This window comes from Nocardiopsis sp. TSRI0078 (assembly GCF_001905145.1).
GTDB lineage: Bacteria > Actinomycetota > Actinomycetes > Streptosporangiales > Streptosporangiaceae > Nocardiopsis.
The window spans coordinates 367,568-385,434 of sequence record NZ_LWLB01000012.1; the positions used below are offsets into that span (position 1 = coordinate 367,568).

11 protein-coding genes are annotated in these 17,867 nt (G+C 61.7%); 3 read left to right on the forward strand and 8 right to left on the reverse strand.

Annotated features, from left to right (window positions below; all coding sequences use genetic code 11):
• Positions 1-20 precede the first annotated feature (20 nt).
• Positions 21-1,250: a helix-turn-helix domain-containing protein gene (locus A6A08_RS11965; protein WP_073702628.1), complete on the reverse strand. Its 1,230-nt coding sequence runs from the start codon at positions 1,248-1,250 to the stop codon at positions 21-23.
• 163 nt (positions 1,251-1,413) lie between these two features.
• On the opposite strand from A6A08_RS11965, the gene A6A08_RS11970 reads away from it, so the two are divergent.
• Together A6A08_RS11970 and A6A08_RS11975 are read left to right on the forward strand one after the other, a co-directional pair.
• Positions 1,414-2,661, forward strand: a complete 1,248-nt coding sequence (locus tag A6A08_RS11970; RefSeq protein WP_073702629.1) for a methionine adenosyltransferase — start codon at positions 1,414-1,416, stop codon at positions 2,659-2,661.
• A 4-nt stretch (positions 2,662-2,665) separates the two neighbouring features.
• Positions 2,666-3,568: a sulfatase-like hydrolase/transferase gene (locus tag A6A08_RS11975; RefSeq protein ID WP_073702630.1), complete on the forward strand. Its 903-nt coding sequence runs from the start codon at positions 2,666-2,668 to the stop codon at positions 3,566-3,568.
• Positions 3,569-4,839: 1,271 nt separating this feature from the next.
• Here A6A08_RS11975 and gltX read toward each other — a convergent pair.
• Positions 4,840-6,255: a glutamate--tRNA ligase gene (gene gltX, locus A6A08_RS11980; protein ID WP_073702631.1), complete on the reverse strand. Its 1,416-nt coding sequence runs from the start codon at positions 6,253-6,255 to the stop codon at positions 4,840-4,842.
• Between the two features lie 168 nt (positions 6,256-6,423).
• Here gltX and A6A08_RS11985 point away from each other — a divergent pair, with 168 nt between their 5' ends.
• Positions 6,424-6,840 (forward strand): NUDIX domain-containing protein, encoded by a 417-nt coding sequence (locus A6A08_RS11985; protein ID WP_143181742.1) that lies wholly within the window; start codon positions 6,424-6,426, stop codon positions 6,838-6,840.
• 153 nt (positions 6,841-6,993) lie between these two features.
• On the opposite strand, the gene A6A08_RS11990 is transcribed toward A6A08_RS11985, so the two are convergent.
• The 6 genes from A6A08_RS11990 to A6A08_RS28190 all read right to left on the reverse strand — a co-directional run bounded on the left by A6A08_RS11990 (position 6,994) and on the right by A6A08_RS28190 (position 17,234).
• Positions 6,994-10,074: a type III restriction-modification system endonuclease gene (locus A6A08_RS11990; RefSeq protein ID WP_073702632.1), complete on the reverse strand. Its 3,081-nt coding sequence runs from the start codon at positions 10,072-10,074 to the stop codon at positions 6,994-6,996.
• A gap of 5 nt (positions 10,075-10,079) precedes the next feature.
• Positions 10,080-11,954: a site-specific DNA-methyltransferase gene (locus A6A08_RS11995; protein WP_073702633.1), complete on the reverse strand. Its 1,875-nt coding sequence runs from the start codon at positions 11,952-11,954 to the stop codon at positions 10,080-10,082.
• Between the two features lie 3 nt (positions 11,955-11,957).
• On the reverse strand, positions 11,958-12,623 hold the full coding sequence (locus A6A08_RS12000; RefSeq protein WP_073702634.1) for a DUF4391 domain-containing protein: 666 nt from the start codon (positions 12,621-12,623) through the stop codon (positions 11,958-11,960).
• Positions 12,620-15,889, reverse strand: a complete 3,270-nt coding sequence (locus A6A08_RS12005; RefSeq protein ID WP_073702635.1) for a helicase-related protein — start codon at positions 15,887-15,889, stop codon at positions 12,620-12,622. The genes A6A08_RS12000 and A6A08_RS12005 overlap by 4 nt, the downstream gene beginning before the upstream one ends.
• A gap of 2 nt (positions 15,890-15,891) precedes the next feature.
• Positions 15,892-16,089 carry an excisionase family DNA-binding protein gene (locus tag A6A08_RS12010; RefSeq protein ID WP_073702636.1) on the reverse strand — a complete coding sequence of 66 codons (198 nt, stop codon included), beginning with the start codon at positions 16,087-16,089 and terminating at the stop codon, positions 15,892-15,894.
• 899 nt (positions 16,090-16,988) lie between these two features.
• On the reverse strand, positions 16,989-17,234 hold the full coding sequence (locus A6A08_RS28190; protein ID WP_199866905.1) for a hypothetical protein: 246 nt from the start codon (positions 17,232-17,234) through the stop codon (positions 16,989-16,991).
• Positions 17,235-17,867: the final 633 nt, after the last annotated feature.

The following is a 17,867-nucleotide window of genomic DNA, read 5'->3' on the forward strand; positions in this document are numbered from 1 at the left end:
CGACACTAACGGCCTCCGCGTCAGAACATCCCCATCCGGTGCGCCAAATCCGCCAGCCTCCGATCCCGTCTCCCCGCCTTGGTCCGCATCATGCGCCCCACGATCTGATGGCTCATCACGTGCCGGTGGACATGGGAGGCTGCCAACCTCTCCGCCTCCAGCATGCGCTCAACGGCTGACGGGATCTCGTTGACGTTCGCGAACGCTCCGGCCACGTCGAAGAGGTGGCGTACCCGCCTCTCCCGTGGCAGGGCCGCAGTATTGACACCAACTCCCAGTTCGAGAACAGCGCGCGGGTCTCCAAGGCTGGCGGCAACGGTCACTCTGTGCAGGACCACGTTGGTCGGACCGAACGCCGTCCACAGATGGTTGGCGTCTCGCCCAAGCCGGGAAGCGACGCGTTCGGCTTCCTCCAGGTACTCCATCGCGCTGGCACGATCCCCATTGCGTGCTGCGGCCACGGCTCCCGGCAACAACAGGGTGCCGTAGACGGACAGCAACCGCGCGTTGGTGGGACGATCGCCCTGTTCCCTCCGCAGATACGAAGCGGCTTCCCCTGTCAGCGCGACGGCCGTCTCGTGTTGCCCTCGTGAGTGGAGGGAGTGCACCCCCGAACGCATCAGGGAGCCCTGAAGGGTCAGATCGCCGTAGTCGAAGGCAGCCTTCATACCTCGCTCCGTCGCGATCCAAGCCAGATCTGCTTCTCCGACCTTGGTGAGAATCATCGCGCACGCCTGACAGGCCAGAGCGAGCAGAGCTCCAGCTTGCCGCCTCTGCTCGCCCTCGTAGGCACGCACCGCGGTATGCGCCCGAGCGAGGAGGTCGGGGATCCCACGAAATACCCGGCTGTAGTTGGATGCTTGGTAGGCGCCCATGATCGTTTCCGCCTCGTTTCGAAGAAAACGCAGGTCCGGTCGCTCACCGTTGTTCCCGACGAACGGGAAAACTGAGCTGATCTGTCGGTAATCCATCAAGACTGACCGGATCTGAGCGACATGCGCGTCCGTTTTCTTGTGGTGCCCATGGTGCGTGTGGTCTCCGATCAGAGCGATAACAGGAACGCCGAGGGCATCGGCCAGTGAACTGATCACCGAGAGTCGGTCCAAGGGCGCCCGGTCGTTCTCGACCTTGCCCAGCCAGTCAGCCGTTCTCCCGACCAGACCCGCCAGCACCTCTTGAGAAAGGCCGCGTCGGAGCCGGTGCCAGGCGACCCGCTGGCCGGGGCTGAGCTGAGGGGAACTCGGAGGCATCAGAGCCCTTCCTGAACACCCCGGAATTTCTTTCCGGGTCACGCGGAGGACATGGCCTTAACTTCCTAACACCCCGTCCACCCGTGGAGAAGGCCCGGCCCTCCCTCTTATCTGACATTCCCTCGAAGCTCGTTAACGGACTTGACCAAATAGGAGGCAGTCAATGCGCATAACCTGCCACGAAGCCCTCGTTCCCAGCACGGACTTCGGCTTCAACGTGGTCGAACGCAAGGGTATCGGCCATCCGGACTCACTCGCCGACCTCATCGCGGAAGAGTTCTCCCGCCGCTATTCGCTTCACGGACTCGACCGCTTCGGGGCAGTCCCGAACCACTGGGTGGACAAGGTGGCCCTGGTCGGCGCCGAGGCGGAGGTCGACTTCGGCGGCTACACGATCCGCAAGCCCATCAGCGCCTACCTGTTCGGCAAGGTGACGCGTGCGGTGGGCACCGAGGCCTTCCCCATCGAGGACCTGTTCCGAGCAGCAGTCGAAAACGTGCTGGCGGGGGCAACCGGCAGCGACCAGATCATCCGCTCCGTGCGCAGCTTCGTAGAGAACACCGCAGGCATCGGAGCTGACCATCCGACCTCGTTCTACCGTCCCTCCGTCGTTGACGAGTGCCGTATCGCCACGGGGGGAGCTCTGGCCAACGACACGGCCTTCTGTAGCGCCTACTCCCCCGCCGACCCTCTGGACACCTTGGCGATCGACGTGGAGAACCACGTCAACAGCCCCTCATTCAGAGATGCGTTCCGCGGGCTGGGTTCCGACGTCAAGGTGATGTTGACCAGAGCGGCGGACGTGCTGCAAGCGACGGTCTGCCTTCCGGTATATCCGGAAACGGTCGGCTCGCACCGCGAGTACACGGCCCTGGTGTCCGAGGCATACGACCGTCTCGACGCCTTCGTCAACGAACACCCGGTCGTGCGGCAGCATCCATGGCTCACACGGCTGAGCGTCAACACCAAGGACCAGGGCAGCAGCGCCTATCTGGCGCCGTTCGGCACATCCCTGGGCAAGGGCGACTGCGGGCTCGTCGGGCGCGGCAACAAGGCCAACGGCGTGATCTCCGCCAGCGGCGGCGCGGGTGTGGAGGCCCTGGCCGGAAAGAACCCGGTGCACCACACCGGCAAGCTGTACACGCTCGCCGCCGCACGCCTGGCGGACCGCATCCACGCCAAGCTCGGCGTACCCAACGAGGTCGTGCTCGTGTCGCGCAACGGTGACCGCCTGGATGACCCGTCGTTCGTCGGCGTTCGGCTGGCACGGCGAGGCAACCGCCTCAACCACGGTGCTGTGGAAGAGCTGACCGCCGCGACACTGGCCGAACTTCCGCTGCTCTCCGAGCGCCTACTCACCCTGTCCCCGATGGACCGCTTCCGCGACCCGTCGCTGGCCCTGGAGGTGTGAGCCGATGCCGGACACCGATCTGGCCGAGCGCAGCGTCGTCCTCGTCACCTTGGACTCCTGCCGCTACGACGTCGCGGCGAGCGCACACACCCCGAACCTGGCGAAGCTCGGCCCGCTGCTGCGAGCCGAGAGCCCGGGAACCTACACGCTCCCCGCACACGCCGCGCTGTTCAACGGCTTCCTGCCCCGACCAGTCTCGGGGGCCCTCACACTCGACGGGAACACTGTGGACGCGGTCTGGCGTTCGGCCGCCGCCCGACCCTCGAAACGCCACGCCGCCATCCCCTTCGACGGCCCCACCTTGATGGCGCACTACAGCGAGAAGGACTACCGGGTGGTGGGCGCTGGAGGCGTCACCTTCTTCGACTCCTCGGATCCGGCCAACGGCCTGCCGAAGCTGTTCTCGGAGTTCCACTACTTCGGTCGATCCTCCCGCGCCCCGGCCACACCAGAAGCTCGTGTCGCCGAGCGCGGTGAGGATCTGCCGTTGGCCCACACCCGGACGCTCGCGGACCTGTGCCTGGAGGCCGAACGGTTCTTCCTGTTCGTCAACTGCTCCAGCACACACATCCCCTACACAACCCCGTTCAGTCCCCTCACTGACCGGAACAGAGAACTCCTCCGACACCTCTACCGGCTACACGACTCCCAACAGGCCGCCTCTGACGAGAAAGCCCTGACCGCCGACGACATCGAAGTGCTCCTAGGCATGCAGAGGCGCGCCCTGGAATGGGCCGACACCCGCTTGGGCGACCTGTTCTCACGGCTGAGCACACAACGCCCCCTGGTGGTGGTCTGCGCCGACCACAGCGAGGAATTCGGAGAAGGCGACAGGTTCGGCCACGCGCACCCGCATCCGACGGTCGCCACGGTGCCGCTGTGGTGTGGCGTGTTGGGCGAGGGATGATCCATGGTCGACCTCCAGCCTTGGTTCACGCATCCCGCGATCACCGCGGCTGCCTCCGAGGGAGTCCGGACACGGCTGGGCATCTCCCCCAACCACGCGTCCTTTCGTGTCGGAGTCCTGCGCACCCACCTGCTCACCGCGCTTCTGGCCCACAGGGCCGCACAGTATCTCGGTGTCCGTACGCGGGTGGCGGTTCGGTGGGACGACAGCGACAGCCTGCGCAGCCGCGACGAATACCGATCACGGCTTCTCCAAGAGCTCACGCGGGTGGCTCAGATACCGGTCGAGGACGAACAGCGAGTCTTCCGCCAGAGCCAGCGAGGCGACCGGTACCAGCAGGCCTTACAGCGGCTGGATATCCAAGGTCTCCTGGTGACGAGGCGAGGACTTCCCTGCTTTGATGTGACCGCCGCGGACCGGCTCATGAACGCACGGGGTGTCTGTCCCAAGTCCCTGACCGCCTCCGTGGTCGTGAACACGACCACGGCCCTCGACCCAGCGCAGGAGACGGTCCCGCTCATGCGAAGTGACGGACGGGCACTATGGCACCTGGCCACGGTCGTCGACGACATCGAACAGCGCACGACCCTGATCGTCCGGGGCACCGACAAATGCGACGCCACGCCCGCTCAGGTCCGCCTGTACTGGGCCCTGGCTGAAGGAGGACGCCCTCCGGCTCACCTGTTCCTCTCCAAACTGCTGGAACCGGGGCCTGTCGTACCTCGCGTCGCTGACCTTCTCGGACAAGGCATCAGGCCCTCGACCCTGCGGCACTTCTTCGCGGAGCCGTACCTGGACCAGTCTCGGCCAACTGCTCGGCCGGTCGGCTTCTCCGAGCTGGTGGATCAGATCCGTACGGTTCTTCCCCACCACGGGGACGGTCTCCTGGACGAGCCACGTCTACGCTCCCTGGATCGGAAGGTGTCCGTCACCCTCACTCCAGAGGTGGCCTGTCAGGAACTGGATGACCGGTGTCCGGGGGCATCCCCGGGCGTCCTCAAGTGGATCACCCAGCACTACCCGCGGCCGCTGCTCCAACAGGTCCAGCTGTGTCGGGCACTCACCGATACGGAGATCGAACATGCACCGCCTCCAGCGCAGGCAGAGGAGGCACTGTGGTGGCTGGACGCCTGGTCATGTGGCACGGCCAAGTGCCCGCCTCCGCATACGGTGCGCTGGGTGCTCACCGGACAGCGGGACGGGCCCCGGGCGTCGGAACTGCTGGAGGTCTTTCCTCCGGAGTTGACTGCCGTGCGACTGGCTTCGGCCCGTCAGGCGTTGAGCCGCTCCAGCGCCACGCGCAGGCGCTCCAGCGTGCGCTCGCGGCCCAGCAACTCCAGCGACTCGAAAAGCGGCAAGCCGACCGTACGTCCGGTCACCGCGACCCGCACGGGAGCCTGAGCCTTGCCGAGCTTGAGCCCTTGAGTGGCCCCGGCCTGCTCAAGGGCTCCCTTCAAGGATTCGGCATCCCAGGCCAGGGACTCGTCCGAGTAGGTAGCGATCGCTGCGGTGAGCATCTCCGCGCCGATCCCGGGCTTCATGGCCTTGGCCCAACTCTTGTCATCGAAGACCGGAGTGTCCAGGAACAGGAAGTCCACGTTCGGCACGATCTCGCTGAGCACCGCCACCCGGCTCTGCGCCAGCGGGGCGATCTTGGCGAACACATCCGCGTCGAAGTCCTCGCTTCGCCACGGCACCTGATCGCCCTCCAGGTAAGGGGCGCAGCGTTTAACGAACTCGTCCACGCCCAGGGCGCGGATGTAGTCGCCGTTGAAGGCGCGCAGCTTCTTCTCGTCGAAGAAGGCGGGCGAGGAGTTGACGTCAGCCAGATCGAAGAGCGGAATCATCTCCTCGATCGGCATGATCTCGCGGTCGTCCCCGGGCGCCCACCCCAGCAGCATCAGGTAGTTGACCATGGTCTCGGGCAGATACCCCTCGGCCTGGTAGGACTCCATGGCGACCTTGTCCCGGCGCTTGGACAACTTCTGGCGCTTCTCGTTCACCAGAACCGGAGCGTGCGCCCACACCGGCGGGGTGTGCCCCAATGCCTCCCACAGAAGCTGCTGCTTGGGAGCGTTGGACAGGTGCTCCTCGCCACGGATGACGTGCGTGATGCCCATCTCCACGTCGTCCACCACGTTGGCCAGCACGAACAGGGCGGTGCCGTCGCCGCGGGCGATCACGAAGTCCTCCAGGGCCTCGTGCGGGAACTCCACCCGGCCCCGAATCTGGTCCTCGACCACGGTCGGTCCGCCCTCGGGGATCCGGAAGCGGAGCGCCCGCCCGGTGCCGGCCTCCAGACCGCGGTTCCGGCAGAACCCATCATAGCCCAGGTTGGGGTTGTCGCGGCGGGCCTGGACCTGGTCACGGGTGCAGTCGCAGTAGTAGGCCAGACCTTCCTTGCGCAGGCGCTGGGCGGCCTCGGTGTGCTTGTCGGCAGCCTCAGTCTGGGAGTAGGGGCCCTCGTACTGGGTGGAGTCCACCCCGAGCCAGGACATCGCGGCCAGGATGCCCTCGGTCCACTCGGGGCGGGAGCGGGCGGCGTCGGTGTCCTCGATCCGCAGCACCATGGTGCCGCCGGATTGTTGCGCGACCACCCAGTTCAGCAGCAGGGACCGGGCGTTGCCCACGTGGAACATGCCGGTCGGGGAAGGGGCGAACCTGGTGCGAATCGAGGTGTCAGTCACCCCACAAAGCCTAGCGTGATCGGCTGCTGCGCCGGGGCTGGACAGCGATCGGTCCGAAGAATCTGAAGTCGTGATCAGTGAGTTCACCGGACACGACCCCGTACAGCTCAGTTCCCCTGTTTACTTCACGGGTACTGAGCCCACACGCCCTCGAAAGCGAGCCTTCCCGTGTCCGACACCCCCTACGTCCCGCGCATGTTCCCGGTCTCGATCAAAGGCGTCGTCATCCGCGACGACAGGGTGCTGCTGTTGCGCAACGAGCGCGACGAGTGGGAGCTGCCGGGCGGCAAGATCGAGCTCGGCGAGACCCCCGAGGAGTGCCTGGCCCGGGAGATCGAGGAGGAGACGGGCTGGCCCGTTCAAGTGACCGAGATTCTCGACTCGTGGATTTACCACATCACCCAGGTGGACCGGCATGTCTTCATCGTCACCTACGGGTGCCGCGTCGCCTCCCAGACCCCTGTCGTGGTCTCCAGCGAACACAAGGAAGCCGGTCTGTTCACCGAGGACGAGGTGCCCAGTCTGCCGATGCCCGAGGGCTACAAGCGGTCGGTCCTGGCCTGGTTCACCCGGTCGCATGCATGACCACCGCACCCGTCATCCGATAGCTCTGGCTACTGCCCGATGTACGGCAGACCCTGGAGAGCCAGGGACTCGCGATACTCTGCTGCTACCGAAAGCTGACCGGACTGTCACAGGCAACGATGGGCGAAATCCTGGGATACGGCTTTTCGTATGTCAGCCTGATACCACCTGCATCAGCTCGGAGTAGTCGGTAACAACTTCGTACTTGACGTCCTGGCCGTTCCTTTCATTGAGGGAGGCGAAGAACTTCCTGGCGCATTCGACCTTGGCGTTCTCGACACCCTTGAGTTGGAGGGTCGAGAGTGAACCCTTCGTCTCGGCCACGAAGTAGACGTGCTTCACACTGCCCTCGGTGAACGCAATGGCCCAGTCGGGGTTGTAGTCGCCGACAGGCGTCGGGATGAAGAATCCGCGCGGCAACTTGGCGTAGACGGCAACCTCATTGCTCGTGTCAAGTTCGGTGACAAAGTCACGCTCCACCTTGGAGTCGGTGACGACGTAGTCGTAAATGTGCTTCGTTAGCTTGCCGCCTGCGTGTGTGAGGTCCTGCTTGGTCTGGTTTTCCGTAAAAATCGCTGTGTCGAACCGGTCCTCCAGCGCATCATAGGCCAGGTGCTCGACGATAACGGTTGCCTTCTGCTCGTTGATCAGTCTGGCAGCCTCAGTGATGAACTGCTCCGGGTTGAGTTGGAACTTGCCGAAGGTCTCCGGTGTGACTCCGCTGAGAATGGCAGCGGCAGTACGGCGGGTGAGCTGAGTCTTCTCAGTTATCTCGCCAAGCAGGTCGTACTTCACCTGGGAACTGGTCGGGACTGACTCGGTGTGGGTGGCAGTGCTTGACACATCGAACCCGGCGCCATCGGTGAGGTCGTCGACTTCGAGGGAATCGCGCTGCTTTCCTGCCTGGACAACGTACTGCATCGCGGTGACATTGAGGTGCTTGTCGAGCGCCTGGGCGCATTTCCCGATCAGTTCGTCTGAGTCGAACTCGACCTGATAGACGGCCTTGTGGTTGATCCGACCCCACAGGTCCTGGAACTCCTTCTTAGTGAAGTTGGCCTCGTTGAGCGGGATCTTTTTGGACTTACGGCCATCGGTCGGGCGCGGCAGATCAATATAGAGGGAATCCACCAACGGCCAGACAGAGTCGATGACTGGCTTGAGAACCTCGGAAGTTGGAACAGCGAGCGTGCCAGCTTCTTTGTCTTTCTTGTACGTCTCCGAGATAGTGTCGTCATCGTTGATGTAGTCGTTCTTGATCAGGTACTTGTAGAGCGCCTGCGCGAGTGCCTCTTCAACTACGGACTCACCATTCTGGGTCTGGATGGTCTTACCAACGAAGAACTTGACACTGGCCTTTCGTGGCCGCGCAGCCAAGGACGCGGAGATTTCTTTTTGAAGCCCGTCTACAAATTCGGTGTAGGACTCGTCAGTGACAACGGTCAGTTCGTTGATGTCGTGTACCGTGACCGGGTTGTCCATGCGCTCGCCGTGCTGATCAACAGCCAGACGCAGGCCGCGACCGATCTCTTGACGTCGCGAAACGGTGTTGTCGCTCTTCTTGAGCATACCCATGACGAATACATTGGGGTTGTCCCAACCTTCGCGCAGAGCGGAGTGGGAAAAAATGAACCGCACAGGCTCGGCGAGCGACAGCAAACGTTCCTTATTCTTGAGGATCAGGTCGTAAGCATCAACGTCCTTCGATTGGCCCTTCTCGTCGCCAGCCTTATGCACTGGGCCATCGACTTCCTGTTTGGTCTTCTTGTCGATAGAGAAGTAACCCTGGTGCACGGCACGCACTTCGTCGCGCCGCAAGTACTCCTGGTACGCAGCAGTTGCGGAATCGAGCTCAAGCTCGCCGAGGATCTCCTCGACGATCGCAGTGTACTCCTCCTCGAAAACACGGGCGTAGTCACCGAGATTGTCCTTTCGAGCGTAATCGCGATACTTCGCGACCTCGTCGATGAAGAACAACGACAGCACCTTAACCCCCCGAGCGAACAGCTCCCGCTCCTTGTCAAGGTGCGCCCGGATCACCTCACGGATCTGGATACGCCGCTTGGTCTCCTCGGTCACATCGCAGTCGGCGAGCTGACCAGCGATGACAACGTCACCATTGCTGAGTTCAAGGACATCACGGTTGGCGTCGATGTCGGTGATAAACAAGCCCTTATAGGCTTCGATACCATTAGAGATATCATGCAGATTGGCTCCAACATCGAGGCGCTTGACCTGCCGTTTGATTGGACCGCCTTTGGCCTGCACCTCGATTTCGACGCGAGCCCGCGGCTTGGCCCCCTTGGCGATCTCGATCGCATCAAGGTACAGGTACGCCGTCGATCCGGCGAGCCCTTTCACCGTGATGCCTCGCACCGAAATTTTCTTGACCAGCTTCTGGTTGTAGGCATCGAGGGCATCGAGACGATGGACCTTGGTGTGCTCAACCTTGTGGGTGGCTGAGTAGCGCAACATCATGAGCGCATTGAAACGCGACAGCGCATCCAGCGACTTGAGAGCACTGATCTTCTGAGGCTCGTCAATGATCACAATGGGACGATTCGCACTGATGACGTCAATAGGACGACGCGACTGGAAGTCGTCGAGGACGTCGTAGATGCGACGGTTATCCTTGCCGGTCGCATTGAACGCCTGGATGTTGATGATCATCACCTGCACCCCGGCGTCGGAGCTGAACCGCTCCAGTTCGTGGAGCTGGGATGAGTTGTAGATGAAGGAGCGCGGCTTGGTGCCGTACGTCTGCTGGAAGTGCTCAGCCGTCACATCGAAGGACTTCTTCACACCTTCACGGATGGCAATCGAGGGGACGACGATGATGAACTTCGACCAACCGTAGCGCTTGTTCAGCTCCATGATGGTCTTGATATATACGTAGGTCTTGCCGGTGCCCGTCTCCATCTCGACATCAAGGTTGGGCGCACCGGGCGCAGCTTTGCTGTCTCCCAAATTCCTCGCCAGCGGCAGGTTCCGAGATCGCTGGATCCGATGAACGTTGTCCAGCAACTGCTCTGCTGTCAACGCGATCTCGGCGTTCCGCAGACCGGAGTCTAGCGTTGCATTCGCCTCGAAAAGCGCTGGTGATATGGTCGACTTGACCTTTCCTGGGTCGATCCGGTAAGAGACGCCGTCATACTTCGGTTGCCCGTCAAAGACCTCAACGACCGCGTCGACCGCATCAGTCTGATACTGCTGTACTTTGAATTGAAGCTTCATATTTATCAAATGGCCTTAATGTCCGTTGCCGGGGAGACCTCGCGGAAGACCTGCTCGGCGTTGATTCGAGCGGCATCGGATGTGAAGGCTGAGTCGCGAAACACCGCACGCAGTGGCTCACGCTCCGCGATAGCACGCACCAGCTCGGGACTGACCTCTGTATCGAAGTAGGCGATCAGCGCATCATCTTCAACGACGAAGACTTCGCGTCCAGCGAGCTTTTTAACAGTGACCGGCATGGTGAGTTCGAGACCCCAGTCAAGCAGAACCTGGAACAGCAGATCCTCACCTGAGCGACCGATCTTCACACTGTCTTCCAGACCCATTAGGGCTTGCTGATCGGTCTCGTTCGGTGCGCGAAGGACGTCCGTCATGTTTGTCGTGTCGACGCGCAGCACACGGAAGCCGGTGTCAAGTCCGGTGGGAGTATCGTCGGATCGTTTCATCTCCGCGGCAACGTTTCGCACACGGGTGAGACCCATACCGAAGATGGTGCCGAAGCCAGGCTCTGGTTTCGGTAGAGGTTCCTCGATGGTCACTGAGATAAACCGCCGGTTCCCGCCATCCTCAAGGTTCTGTTTGAGCACCGCGTGCGCGGTGGTCGCGCTTCCACCGAAGAAGTCCAGCACAATATCACCATCGCCAGGCTCGCTGGAAAGGTGGAGGATTCGCTGAATGAGCTCGACGGGCTTAACCGAGTTGAGCACGTTCTCAGTGTGCTCAAAAGGAACGTATTTCAGGAGCGCCTTCTTGGCATCCTGGGTGTGGCCCACTTCCTCGTAGAACCACAATGTCTGCGGCGTGCGCCCATCAGAGACTTCAGAGAGGAAGCGCTTGACAGCCGGGGTGTTATTGCTATCCGGACCCCACCAGATCCGATTGTCTGCATCCAATTCCTTAAAGCGCTTTTCAGAGATAGCCCAATAACGTCCGCGAGGCGGCCCGCTGATCACTCGCCCCGAAGGCGCCGTGACCGGGTAGAGCCCCGCCTCATACGGATTGCGAGCCGTCATGTCAGCTGCTTTCCAGGGGCCGCGCGGATCGCTATCAGGATTTTTGTACCGGGCTTCCATCGCTTCGGTGCGAGGGAGCTTACGGGGTTGCCACTTCTCTTTATCACGAGCGAAGATGAGAATATAGTCGTGGTCTTCTGAGAACCAGCGGGCCGAGTTCTTTGGCGAGTAGACCTTCTGCCAAATGATCTGAGCAACGAAGTTCCGCGCCCCGAAGATTTCCGAGGCGATCCGCTTCAGGTTGTCAACCTCGTTGTCATCGATTGAGATGAAGATGACACCGTCATCCTTCAGCAGGTTCCGCGCAAGCTTGAGACGTGGGTACATCATAGACAGCCAGTCGGAATGGAAACGGCCATTCGTCTCGGGATTGGCGACCAGACGGCGCCCTTCATCGTCCACCTGCCCGGACTTAACGAGATGCTCCGTAGCAGACGCGGCGTAGTCGTCGTCATAGATAAAGTCGCGCCCGGTGTTGTAAGGCGGGTCGATGTAGATGAGTTTGACCTTGCCGAGGTACGACTCCTGAAGAAGCTTCAGGGCATCGAGGTTGTCACCCTCGATGAAGAGGTTCTTGGTGGTGTCGAAGTCGACGGATTCCCCACGGACCGGCCGCAGGGTTTTAGCGATCGGAGCGTTGGCAGCGAAATCCGCAGCTCGCTTGCCAGGCCAGTCGAGCTGATATCGCTCCTGCGAGCCTTCGACGATATAGTGCGACAGCTCTTGGCGTAGCAGATCAAAGTCGACCGCCTTCCTGAGATTACCATCAATATCGAGCGCTTCAGTGATCACGCTCGGGAACAGCTCGGCGAGCTTCTCGATGTTAGCGTCCGTCAGGTCAGGCGACGTCATGCGCAGTTTCTCCACCGGTTACCTCTGCTGTTCCAACTCTGCTTGTTTCGTCTTCAGGGCACGCCGCAGCTCGACCTTGCGGTTGAGTTGCGGCTCGGTACGGATCTTCCGCTCCAGCAAGGCGACCTCGCGTTCGAGCTTGCGCACTGCCTCTAGTCTCGCAGCCACGTCCGACACTTCGTCACCTGGTCGTGCTGATACCGGAGTCAGCGGCTCTACAAGTGCCGCATACAGGGCGGGCAAAGCAATGGCTGTCGGAAGTGGCTTCCGCTCGACGCCTTCGGGTAGCCAGCCGGTGGTGAAGTATGTGCCGACCTTGGAGGTACCGGAGCCGACCTGCTTGTACGCAGCGGTCATACGGATGCGCCGATCGGCCCCCTGACCGTGTGTGATCTCGAAGATGATGGGCGTCTTGACCGCCTTGTCGATCGCGGTCAGGACCGACTCAGCAACGTCGTCGCCCTTCGCGTCGACCTGGAAGACCTGGATCTCAGGGACGGCCGTGCTGCCTGGCAAGTTAATGGTGGCCTCGGCGAGTTTGTAGGCCCACGAGATGCGCCGGACATCGGCGACGAACCCCTCGCGCACTGTGGTGGCTACGGTGCCGTGCTCATAGAACTTGGTCTTCGGGACTGGACGCCCAAACTTGGCGGCCGCTGGCCAGCGGTAAAGTAGGTCCGTCATGCGTGCCCCTCGGAGGGATCGACGATGGCGATGAAGGCGATCAACTCAAAGTCGTCGAGGCCAGCGATCGCCTGCGTGAGCGCAGTTGTGTGACCTTCGGTAAACAGGCTGTCGATGTCGAGCTCCTTAGTGACCTCGACCATCGAGTGGATCGCCACGTTAAGCAGTTCGGAGTACCTGCCCATCTCTGCGCCTTCGCTGGTGGCGGCGTTGAAGACACGGGCGACGTCGGTGACGGGCTGGCTGTAGGGGCGGCATCCAGCACGGATAAGGTCAAGCAGGTGCTTGACCTCGGTGTGGTCAGCGATGACATTGCCGTCATCATCAAGATAGACGAGATAGTGCGGGTGAAGCCGGTTGCCTCGGTTGACGCTCTCATCAGCATTGACGTTACGTAGCGCGAAAAGCACTCCAGGTAGCAAACCTTTGGCGCGGTCGGCGGGTACAACGGCGTGGAGGCCCTTTGGGGCAGTGGCGAGGTCTCCGTACTCCTTCAGGTAGCCGAGGAGGTCCATACGGAAGTCGTTGAGACCGAGGTCCGTGATGGAGACGCCTGTGCGGACGTCCTCGAGTTCAATGACCTCGTCCTGGAGTTTGCGGAGTTGTTCCTTGCGGAAGGCCGCGTCACTGCCTTCGAGGGTAAGGACATTGTCGTCAGCTGTGCTGGCGAGGTCGGCGATCACCATGCGGTTCTCGACGCGTTCCTTGAGGTTGATGTACTCGTCGAGTGAAATATCGGGCCAAAAGTTGACGAGCTGAATCTGGGCGTTGGTCGAGCCGATGCGGTCGACGCGGCCGAAACGCTGGATGATCCGCACCGGGTTCCAGTGGATGTCGTAGTTGACGAGGTAGTCGCAGTCCTGAAGGTTCTGTCCCTCGCTGATGACATCGGTCCCGATGAGCACATCAAGCTCGCCGATCTCCTGGGGCATGGTGAGGTGGCGTTGCTTGGATTTCGGGGAGAAGAGCGTGAGGACTTGCTGGAAGTCGTGGCCGGTGCCCAGGGTCGTCTGTGCGGCGTGGCCGCCCCCGGTGATGAGAGCGGTCTCCAGTCCGACACGGCTGAAGGTGGGCGCAAGTTCGCGATAGAGATATTCGGCTGTGTCGGCGAACGCGGAGAAGACCAGTGCCTTCCGGTTACCGGGGTTGATGGGGCTGGCAGCCTTGTCCTCGATGAGCCGCTTGAGTTCCTGGAGTTTGAGGTCTCGGTCTGGTGTGACCTTGCGCATCTCGTCGAGCAGCTCACGAAGAATCTTCCGGTCATTCCACAGGTCGCGTTGCCAGGATTCGATGTCGATGTCGTCAAGATCGATCTTGATCTTCTCCCCGAACGAGAGAGCCTCGACGTTGGCGGCGTCCTCGTCGTCGACATCAGAAGTGAGGCCGGCGAAGTCCATGTCAGTGTCGGACAGTGATCCGGTGTGTGCTTCGAGTCGGCCCAGGGTCTTGTCAACGGCTCCTTCGATCTTGGCGAGAGTGAGCCGGAACGCCTCGACCGAGCTCTCCAGACGCTTGAGGAGGTTGACGGTCATGAGCTTCTTGAGCCCTTGCTCTCGGCCGAGTTGTCCGAGGTTGGAGCGCGCGGTGCCACCCCTGATGTTGTAGAGATCTTCGTACTTATTGATCCTGCTTGGGAAGACGTAGACCAGCGGCGTGTAGACCGCAAGGGTGAGAAGTTGGAGTTGCCCAAAGATCTCATTGAAGGTGGGAATGTTGGGCAGGTCAGAGAGCGGCTGACGGATCGACTTCGGCTGGAGCCGTTTGGGGAAAGCACCGATCTTGGTGGTGTCGTAGAACGCCTGAATGTGCTTGCGCGACCGGGCGATAGTGACAGAGTCGAGTAGCTCGAAGAAGTCGAAATCGAGCATCCGAAGAATGCGACCCGTGGTCCGCGATTCGGGCGGGAGCTTGGACCACTCATTGAAGACGCGCTGTGCGTCGCTGAACACCTTCTCGACCGTGGTTGATATATTGAGATGCTGAGCAAGGTTTTCAGACTCACCTTCGTAGGCGAGCTGGAGCTGATTCTTGAGGTCGTTGAACCGATTATTGACCGGGGTGGCTGAGAGCATGAGCACCTTGGTTTTCACACCCTCGCGGATCACTTGGCGCATGAGCCGCTGGTAGCGCGACTCTTTCTCTTCAGCGTAGTCGGCGTTACGGAAGTTGTGTGACTCGTCGATGACGACCAGGTCGTAGTTGCCCCAGTTGATCCGGTCAAGGCGCAATCCCATCGACTCACCCCTCGTGCGTGAGAGGTCGGTGTGGGCGAGAACGTCGTAGGTGAAGCGGTCCTTGGCGAAGATGTTAGTCGTCAAGTTGGCGTTATAGTTCGTCCAGTTCTCGGCGAGCTTCTTAGGTGCAAGCACGAGAACGGACTTATTGCGCAGTTCGTAGTACTTAACGACCGCCAACGCGGTGAACGTCTTACCCAGGCCCACACTGTCGGCCAGGATGCAGCCGTTGTAGGTCTCGAGCTTGTTAATGATCCCAGTCGCGGCGTCGCGCTGGAAGTTGTAGAGACTCTGCCAGACCTGTGTGTCTTGGTAACCGGTGCGGTCGTTGGGCAGCACGTCCTCGTTGATTTCGTCGAGGAACTCCGCGAACAGGTTGTAGAGTATCAGGAAGTAGATCCTCGCCGGCGAGTTCTCGGCATATACGCTGGCAATATGCTCGTAGACCGCATCGGTGACGTCATCGAGTTGCGCGGAGTTGTTCCAGATCTGGTCGAAGAGCTGGACATACTGCGCGGTCATAGGGGCATCATCGACTCGGTGCACCATGTTGGAGACCGCGTTACCACGCTCGTAGCCGAGGTCGGCGGTGGTGAAACCTTGGAGCGGCATGTAGGCCGCTTCGTCATCGACAACTGCGAACTGCTGCATCGGGTTGCCGGTCGCGTTCGACCGGAACGTCACCTTACGGCGCACCCAGTCGGCACACTCCCTGGCTATCGCGCGCTGGGTGAGCTTGTTGCGCAACCGGATCTCAAATTCTGAGTTGTAAAGGCTGGACTTCGCTCTCTGTGCTTCGGAAATGAAGAACTTACGCTCTTCCTTGCGAATCCTGTCGGTTACCTTTTCCGTAACGAACGAAGGAGAAGTAAAGATGAACTCCAGTTCACTGACCTGTTCCAACTCTTTGCGCAGCGCCTCGAATGCGTAGATCGAGAATGCCGATGCGGCGATACGCACCTTGGAACCCCGCTTGATCTCCGCCTTGAGGTCGTCGCCAAGCAGAGTGTTGACGTTGTCGATGATCCACATGCTCACTCGTCTGCACTGTCTCGGCTGGCGTCGGTACCGCTGCGGTGTACCCAGTCATCGACCTCGCTGGCCTGGAACTTCCACAACCGGCCAACTTTGTGGACTGGGATGGCCTTCTCAGCGATCCAGGTGTACACGATGTCCTTCGTCACTGCGAGGTGGGCGGATATGTCGTTTGCGGACAGCCAGGGCTCACGCACGGTGGATGCCCCATCGACAATTACTGAACGCAACGTCCACGGCTAGATCCACACCGCCACAGGCTGCTCTCGGGCTTTCGTGTGGGCTGAAACCATCACTGACCCAAACGCGCGGAAGATGCTCCTGAACTGAGGCCCTAAGGACTGTCGAGATCCACGTCCTCAGCAGGAACAGAAGTGCCTTCCGACTGAAGCCTACCGACCTCCATCTCCGACCGCACCCCCCACGACGGAACCGGCATCGTCTCCCACGCTGGCGGGCTGCTGCTCACCGAGATCGTCCACACCTCGGGGTCCCCCACAGAGCTGTGTGGTGCACCCCCAGGGGTGTACCAGGGGGCGTTTTCCGTGCACCCGGAGGGTGCACACCTGCCAGCGGAACGTGGAGCAACACAGCACAACCGGGGGACTACCTCCTCCACTACCTGCGAGTTCTCGCGTTTTCCCAGGTCAGGACACTCCCCCACCACAGTTCAAGTCCCGTCACTCACCCCAGAGACGAAAGCCCCTGACCAGCGGAAACGCAAAGTGGTCAGGGGCTTTTGCGTTGTCGGGGGTGCACCGGCGGGTGCACGGTGGCAAAGATCCGCCCGGTGAGTGTGCACCACCCATCCCGTCACTCACTTCGCAGGTGGGGGTGCATCCGGGTGCCCATACCGACCAGACGTTCGACGCTGACCGCCCCACGACGGAGGCAGGAGAAGCCCCCGATCCCCCGGAAGAACAAAGGCCTCCCGAATCATCACCCGTCCCGAGCTCATCCCCACACAGGCCAAGCAGTCTCTGGACACCACCGAGAATGTCCGAGACTCCGCCGGTGCAGGCCACAATGAGCACACGGTCACCGAGGCCCCGCGTGAGGACGCCTCCCCGAACAGGTCCCGGTACTGCTTCCCGGGTCAGCCGCAGGGGCACACCGGCACTGGACGGTTCGGTGTGGAGGACCGGGTGTCGAACCTCGTACTCGCCAGCGTGCGCTCCGCCATGGTGATCAGGTCGAGCACATCACGGGCCAGGTAGGCGGTCGCACCCCGTTCGATCGACTTGGGCTGGAGGATCCCGGCCCGGCGCAGTTCGTCCAGGGCCGCGCTCGCCGCCGGGAACGAGACACCGAGGATCCTCGACAGGGTCGTCGCCGTGACCACCGGGGCCTCGGGCAGCCGCCCCAGCAGGCGCGCGACGGCCGAGTCCGCACGTGGAGCGGCACGCCGCCCGAGGGACTCTCGGTGAGCGGACAGTTGATCGTTCCACGAAGTGCGAAGATCGTCTATTCGGCCTATGAGCGCCATCGACTGTTCGACCGCGATGGCGCAAGCCTGGACGAATGTCTCCAGCCACGCGTTGATCGATGCGCTCGCCTCCGCGCTCCCTGCCGGCGCGTCGTGTCGATAGACGCCGAGCCCGTCGACACCGTCGGGAATGTAGCGCTGATAGGGCTCGGGGAGGCGTGCGGAGCGCGTCCGGAGTCGGCACTGGACTCCCAGTGCGCCTCTTCCCATGTGGCCATCAGCGTCTTTCTTTCATCGAACCACCGTCCGTCAAAGGATAATGCGCGAAGCTTTGATAGATGAGTGATTCGTTCAAGGATTCCCCTGACCGCATCGACTCCGTTCCCGCAAGGACCACGAGTCCGTCACGGGGTCCGCCCTTCCCCGGTCGGCCCGCGGCGGACCGGGACCATGCGAATGGGGGCGCGTCCCGCACTCCCGTCGCCGTCGGTGAACGGACGGATTGTCTGAACTCCGCGCGAGGGACCGGACCGGCCCCCGCGCGCACGC

Bases quoted from the DNA above. Each gene is read 5' to 3' on its own strand.
- A6A08_RS11965 (WP_073702628.1), bottom strand. From the start codon at position 1,250: ATGCCTCCGAGTTCCCCTCAGCTCAGCCCCGGCCAGCGGGTCGCCTGG.
- A6A08_RS11970 (WP_073702629.1), top strand. From the start codon at position 1,414: ATGCGCATAACCTGCCACGAAGCCCTCGTTCCCAGCACGGACTTCGGC.
- A6A08_RS11975 (WP_073702630.1), top strand. From the start codon at position 2,666: ATGCCGGACACCGATCTGGCCGAGCGCAGCGTCGTCCTCGTCACCTTG.
- A6A08_RS11990 (WP_073702632.1), bottom strand. From the start codon at position 10,074: ATGAAGCTTCAATTCAAAGTACAGCAGTATCAGACTGATGCGGTCGAC.
- A6A08_RS12000 (WP_073702634.1), bottom strand. From the start codon at position 12,623: ATGACGGACCTACTTTACCGCTGGCCAGCGGCCGCCAAGTTTGGGCGT.
- A6A08_RS12005 (WP_073702635.1), bottom strand. From the start codon at position 15,889: ATGTGGATCATCGACAACGTCAACACTCTGCTTGGCGACGACCTCAAG.